The following is a 6,000-nucleotide window of genomic DNA, read 5'->3' on the forward strand; positions in this document are numbered from 1 at the left end:
GAAGCCCCCGGTTTGCTTGAGGGCACACCAAGTGCTGCATGCCCAGTTTCTTAACAGCAGCTTTAACGCCGATGAAAAAACCGTGGTGTGGCAAATGATCAACGTTGCAACACGTTCGACCTGCATCAGCTTCTGCATTGGGCCGATCAGCAAGGGCGCATGCACGACTTGAAACAGGCCCTCTTTGCGGCTGACTTCACCAGTTGCCGGAACCTGTCTGACCACAGTGTGCTGGCGGATGTGGCCGCAGAAGTCGGATTGGAACGGGCCGAGGCCCTAGCCGTTCTTGAAGATCAGCGCTTTGCCACAGACGTGCGTACTGCCGAAAGCGCCTGGATTAACCAGGGCATTCGGGGTGTGCCAGCGATGATCTTCAACCGTCGCCACCTCGTAACTGGTGCGCAAGGGGTCGAGAATTACACGCGTATCTTGCAACAGTTGGCCGAGACGAATAACTGAGCGGAAAGCTGATAACCCGCCACACCCAGTGTTTGTCCGAAATCCAGCAGCGCCCGAGCATGGGCCTGCCCCTAACATGAAAGAAAGAGGTCTGGATCATGTCTGGCATGAACAATTACGAACCACCCAAAGTCTGGACCTGGAACGCCGAAAATGGCGGGGAATGGGCCAAGACTAACCGCCCCATTGCCGGGCCCACACACGAGGCCACTCTGCCGAGTGGAGAGCATCCTCTACAGCTTTATTCGCTGGGCACGCCCAATGGCCAGAAGGTCACCATCCTGCTTGAGGAACTCTTGGCGCTGGGCGAAGCAGGTGCGGAATATGACGCACACCTGATCCAGATTGGCGAAGGAAACCAGTTCTCGTCGGGCTTCGTCGAAGTTAATCCAAACTCGAAAATCCCGGCGCTTTTCGATACCGAAACCGGCAGTCGTGTTTTTGAAAGCGGCGCGATTCTTCTCTATCTGGCGGAGAAGTTCGGACACTACCTTCCTAAGGAAGCCGCGGCGCGCACTGAGGTCATCAACTGGCTCTTTTGGCTGCAAGGCTCGGCCCCCTATCTGGGCGGCGGGTTCGGGCACTTCTACGCCTACGCGCCGGAGAAATTCGAATACCCAATCAACCGCTTCACGATGGAAGTGAAGCGCCAGATGGACGTGCTCGACCGCGAGTTGGCCGAGCACCGCTATCTGGGCGGAAACGAATACTCCATCGCCGACATCGCCACCTGGCCCTGGTTCGGCAACCTGGTGCTGGGCAAGGCCTATGGCGCGGGCGAGTTTCTGCAGGTCGAAAGCTACAAGAACCTGCGGCGCTGGGCCGAAGAGATTCTTGAGCGGCCCGCCGTTCAGCGTGGCCGCAAGGTAAACCGCACCTGGGGCGAGCCGTCAGAGCAACTGCACGAACGACATGACGCCTCGGATTTCGATCTGAAAACTCAAGACCAACTGGCCCCTGAAGGCGCCGCTTGAGAAGCTTATCCAAAAAGGAAGACATCATGCTGAAGTTCTACTACCACCCGACCCCGAACCCGATGAAGGTTGCCCTATTCCTCGCAGAAGCCGAGCTGCCGTTTGAGCTGGTGCCCGTGGACACTGCCAAGGGCGAGCAGCACGAGCTGGCGTTCCGAGCCTTGAACCCCAACGGTAAGGTTCCGGCTATCAACGATGACGGCACCGTTGTATTCGACAGTAATGCCATCCTGCTCTACCTCGCTGAAAAGACTGAGAAGTTCCTCGGGAACACTGAGGATCGCGGCGAATTGCTGTCATGGCTGATGTTCGTCGCTTCGGGCCTGGGGCCTTTCTCCGGCCAATCGGTGCATTTCCAACGTGCGGCTCCGGAAAAGATTCCCTATGCGCAAAACCGCTATCTGCGAGAGGCCGAGCGCCATTACGACGTGCTCAATACGCGCCTCAAGGGGCGTGAGTTCATCGTGAGCGACAGTTTCACTATTGTAGACATCGCCACATGGGCCTGGGTCGACCGCGCAGACCTTGTCCTAGGCATGGGACGGATAAGAGAGTTCTCGGAAGTGGATCGTTGGTTCCAGGCGGTGAACGCCCGTCCAGCGGTTGCCCACGCACGCATGATTGGCAAGGATGTCGAATTCAAGGCACAAGGCGACGAGGCCTCGCGCCGCGCGCTATACCCGAGCAACTACGCCGCGACGACATCGCTGCTGGCCTCTAAGCTCTAGGCTATGACAGCGACACAGTGAGGCCAGCGGCGTGCTGATGTATGCGGGTCTCACCGAGAACTATCGTATGCGCCCTGAGCCGGAAGACTTTTTGCGGGTATTTGCCCAGGCCGGTATCTAGCACGTTAGGGCGCCTCCAACGAAAACAGCGTGTGCGCAGAAGCGTGCAGCATCACGAAAAAGAGGTTCTTCATGGCAGAGCACAGGTTCGCCCCGATCATCGTTTTCGACGTGAATGAAACCCTGCTCGATATCACCACGCTCGGACCGCTGTTCGAGCGTGTATTTGGTGATCGAGCCGTTTTGCGCGAGTGGTTCGCGCAGCTGATTCTCTACTCGCAAACCATGACCCTGTGCGGGCGCTACAGCCCATTTGGCGAGCTGGCCGTAGGCACCCTGCGCATGCTCGCATCTATCCATGACACCACGCTCGACGCTAGCGACATGGATGAACTGCAGGCACGGATGAGCACTATGCCCGCGCACCCGGATGTACTGCCGGCGCTCAACAGCTTGCGTAATGCAGGCTTTCGGCTGGTGACTCTGAGCAACTCGGCGAGCGGTTCATCACCTTCGGCACTTGAGCGTGCCGGGTTGTCTGAGTTCTTTGAGCGCAGCTTCAGTGTCGAGGCTGTGGGCAAATTCAAGCCCGCCCCGGAAACCTATCAACTGGTTGCCCGGGAGTTGAATGTCGAGATGGCGGACTTGCTCCTGGTCGCTTGTCATCTTTGGGATACGGCTGGGGCGCAAGCTGCGGGTTGCCATGGCGCACTACTGACCCGACCGCACAACGCACTGCTACCGGCATTCGAGATGCCCGTGCCAGATCTGGTCGCCGCAGAGTTAGGCGACCTGACCAAGCAGATCATTCGGCGCTGGGGGCACCTTGAACGCGTGTCCTGCTGAGTAATGTCCACAACCCTCATATCGGGGCTTTGTGTACACTCTTGATGGCCAAGGCGAAGCTAAAGGCCAAGACCGAGCACCCGCTGCGGGTGATCAATTGTCAGTTTGCTTACAGCGCGGTCCTCTTCTGGGGCCTGGCGAAGAACACCTCGCTACTACTCAGCCTGTTCGCGCTGTCGTACCTGTGGGTAGCGCGCGCAGACATTCGCTGAGCAATGCGGGAGAGGTGCGCCAGTGATACCTGCCTGTTGCCATAGGCTGCTTCGGGTCCAGGCTGTGTGAAAACGCACTGAATACGTCGAGAGCTGAGAATTTTGTGCGTTACCTACGAAACCAGCAGGCGAAAGCGTGAATTGCCCTAGTCAGCTACATAGGCGTTCGTAATGCTGTTTGGGCCGCGTCAGCGGCACAAACAGCCACTCACGGACGATCAAGCAGTTGGTTTCACGCCCTGATCGCTTCAAGCAGTCCTGCGATGCCGAAGATGTTCATCATTCGTTTGAGGTTGTAGGCGAGCACATGAAGGCTCATCTCAGTGCTCACCCTGGGCAGGGTTTTGGTCAGGAAGTGGGTACTTCCCATCCAGTACTTGAGCGTTCCAAAAGGATGTTCAACGGTCTGTCGACGAACCCTCATCATCGCTGGATCATGTTCTAGCCGAACCTGCATCGCGTCGACTACAGCCTCATGTTCCCAGCGCTTCACTCGGCGCTCCTTACCCGTAGGACATTGCTTTTGCATTGAGCAGGACTGGCAGCCCGAGAAGTAGTAACAATGCAATAACATGCCGTCTTCCATCGACGAATGCCGCTTGGTTAGTAACTGCCCCGCAGGGCATTGATACTCGTCCGACGCAATAAGATATATGAAATCCTGTTTGCCGAATCTGCCTTCGGCTTTGCTGCCTGATGTGAGGGGTTTCGGTACGAAGGCAGTGATGCCGGCTTGCTCGCAAGCAAGGATTTCCAGACCTTTGTAATAGCCTCGGTCGGCCACCACCGTTAGCGATTCGGCCTCGATTTCTTCACGCGCCTGGTTCGCCATGTTGCTCAGTTGCCCACGATCATTACCAACGTTGGTCACCTCATGGGCAACGATCAGATGGTGTTTGTCGTCGACAGCTGTTTGTACGTTGTAGCCAACCGTTCCGGTGCCTCGGCCGCTCGTGGCCATTGAGCGTGCATCTGGGTCTGTGAGGGAGATCTGCTGGTCTAGACTTTCATGGAGTTGCGCCTCGATTTCCTTGAGTTTCTGCATCTGCTTTTTCAGTGTTTCTATCTTTTCTTTAAGCCGCTCTGCTTTGGCCTCGGCCACTTCGGGCGTTGCCCGATCCGCCGAATCCATCGCCGCTAGATATCGATCAATGCTCTGCTCGATCTGCTGCATACGTGCCTTCACCTTGCCCTGAGTGAAGTTGCGGTCGCGATTATTGACGGCTTTGAATTTGCTACCGTCGATGGCGATGATCGACTGAGAGAAGAGATTGAGGTTGCGGCAAAGAACTACGAACTGGCGGCATACGCTGCGAATGGCTTTGCCGTTGTCTTTGCGAAAGTCGGCAATGGTTTTAAAGTCCGGAGCCAAACGCCCCGTTAGCCACATCAACTCAACGTTGCGCTCGGCCTCACGCTCAAGCCGGCGGCTGGACTGAATCCGATTGAGGTAGCCGTAGATATAGAACTTAAGCAACACCGCTGGGTGGTAGGCCGGACGACCCGTTGCAACAGGAGCGACACCCTCAAAACCAAGTGCGCCCAGGTCGAGTTCATCGACGAAAACATCGACCACGCGCACTGGATTTTCTTCGGCTACGTAATCGTCCAGACACTCCGGCAGCAGCGTCACCTGCGTCCGAGTCTCACCCTCAATGAATCGCTTCATGATCGCCCCCGATACGATCTAGATGACCAGAAGGTTAGACAATCACTGGCGTTTTCACACAGCCTGGGTCGGTTGCAGTCCTTCAGTGCTTGGCTGACGTACTCACCCTGAGTGGCACCCGCTGACACCCATCAACTGCAAACAGCTGGTCAGCGCGAATGCAAATGACTGGTCAGTGGCGATGCAATTAGGTGGTCAAGTGAGATGCAATTACGCAGATCCATAAAAAGCTAATTAAATCATGCTGCTATAGGTCTAATGTCCTAATTTTCCCTTATCTCGGCATGACCCCAGATACAGCCCAATGACGTCCCAGAATTTCTCTTGGAAGTTTGGATCTTTGGATCTTTGGACAGTTTGAAGGTGCGTGTCAGGTGCGGCTTTATGTCGTTGGCGGCCCATATGCGCTGGACGCTGGCCGGTGAAATACCGGCGACTCGCGCCATGCTTCGACAGCTCCAGCGAGGTTGACCGATACGCGGTTGAACCACTTGCTCAATGACTCGCTTAAACGCTTCGGCCGGCAAGGATGGCTTGCGACCTCGTCCGGGCAGATCCACCAGACCTTGCAGACGCAGCTCTTGAAAACGCTTGCACCAGCGTGTAACTGAAACAACCGAGAGACCGGTCAACTGGGCAATCTCGTTACGAGAACAACCTTGAGCGGCCAGCAAAATCACTCGCGCCCGACGACCGTCGCGCTGACTGATCGTGGCTGATCTTATGCGCCGACTCAGTTCAATTTGTTGTAACCGCGCCATAAACCCCACATTCAAAGCCACACTCTGATCGCTGACGCTGTGCTCCCGATCTCTCTCTGGAGCCAGCACCGTCATGATGCGACCCGACGCCAAAGTTGAAAAAGTGTACCTCTACCCAAAGCCGGTGGACTTTCGAAAGTCAATCGACGGCCTGGCCGCTCTGGTCGAACTGGATATCAAAGTCGCCGTGTTCGACCCTGTACTCTTCGTCTTTCTGAATCGCCCCCGTAATCGAGTGAAAATACTCTACTGGGAGCGCAACGGTTTTTGCCTTTGGCTCAAGCGCCTGGA

General features: G+C 56.3%; 6 protein-coding genes and 2 pseudogenes. 6 read left to right on the forward strand and 2 right to left on the reverse strand.

Going from position 1 to position 6,000, the window contains the following annotated elements; genetic code table 11:
* Nucleotides 1-87 precede the first annotated feature (87 nt).
* The 5 genes and pseudogenes from QN399_RS14770 to QN399_RS14790 form a co-directional block, all read left to right on the forward strand.
* On the forward strand, nucleotides 88-459 hold the full coding sequence (locus QN399_RS14770) for a DsbA family protein (protein ID WP_322178713.1): 372 nt from the start codon (nucleotides 88-90) through the stop codon (nucleotides 457-459).
* A 98-nt stretch (nucleotides 460-557) separates the two neighbouring features.
* Nucleotides 558-1,433 (forward strand): glutathione-dependent disulfide-bond oxidoreductase, encoded by an 876-nt coding sequence (gene yghU / locus QN399_RS14775; protein WP_322178712.1) that lies wholly within the window; start codon nucleotides 558-560, stop codon nucleotides 1,431-1,433.
* A 26-nt stretch (nucleotides 1,434-1,459) separates the two neighbouring features.
* On the forward strand, nucleotides 1,460-2,161 hold the full coding sequence (locus tag QN399_RS14780) for a glutathione S-transferase N-terminal domain-containing protein (RefSeq protein ID WP_322178711.1): 702 nt from the start codon (nucleotides 1,460-1,462) through the stop codon (nucleotides 2,159-2,161).
* 192 nt (nucleotides 2,162-2,353) lie between these two features.
* A complete protein-coding gene (locus QN399_RS14785) occupies nucleotides 2,354-3,067 on the forward strand; it encodes a haloacid dehalogenase type II (RefSeq protein WP_322178710.1) in 714 nt (237 codons plus the stop codon).
* A gap of 47 nt (nucleotides 3,068-3,114) precedes the next feature.
* Nucleotides 3,115-3,305 (forward strand): annotated as a pseudogene (locus QN399_RS14790) (IS5/IS1182 family transposase); the annotation flags it as partial.
* A 206-nt stretch (nucleotides 3,306-3,511) separates the two neighbouring features.
* On the opposite strand, the gene QN399_RS14795 reads toward QN399_RS14790, so the two are convergent.
* Together QN399_RS14795 and QN399_RS14800 are read right to left on the reverse strand one after the other, a co-directional pair.
* Nucleotides 3,512-4,948: an IS1182 family transposase gene (locus tag QN399_RS14795; protein WP_322178709.1), complete on the reverse strand. Its 1,437-nt coding sequence runs from the start codon at nucleotides 4,946-4,948 to the stop codon at nucleotides 3,512-3,514.
* A 291-nt stretch (nucleotides 4,949-5,239) separates the two neighbouring features.
* Nucleotides 5,240-5,709 (reverse strand): annotated as a pseudogene (locus QN399_RS14800) (helix-turn-helix domain-containing protein); the annotation flags it as partial.
* 73 nt (nucleotides 5,710-5,782) lie between these two features.
* Here QN399_RS14800 and tnpB point away from each other — a divergent pair.
* Nucleotides 5,783-6,000: IS66 family insertion sequence element accessory protein TnpB (gene tnpB / locus QN399_RS14805; RefSeq protein WP_330201094.1), on the forward strand; the 218-nt coding region annotated here is incomplete at its 3' end.

Source organism: Pseudomonas sp. 10C3, assembly GCF_036346185.1.
GTDB lineage: Bacteria > Pseudomonadota > Gammaproteobacteria > Pseudomonadales > Pseudomonadaceae > Aquipseudomonas.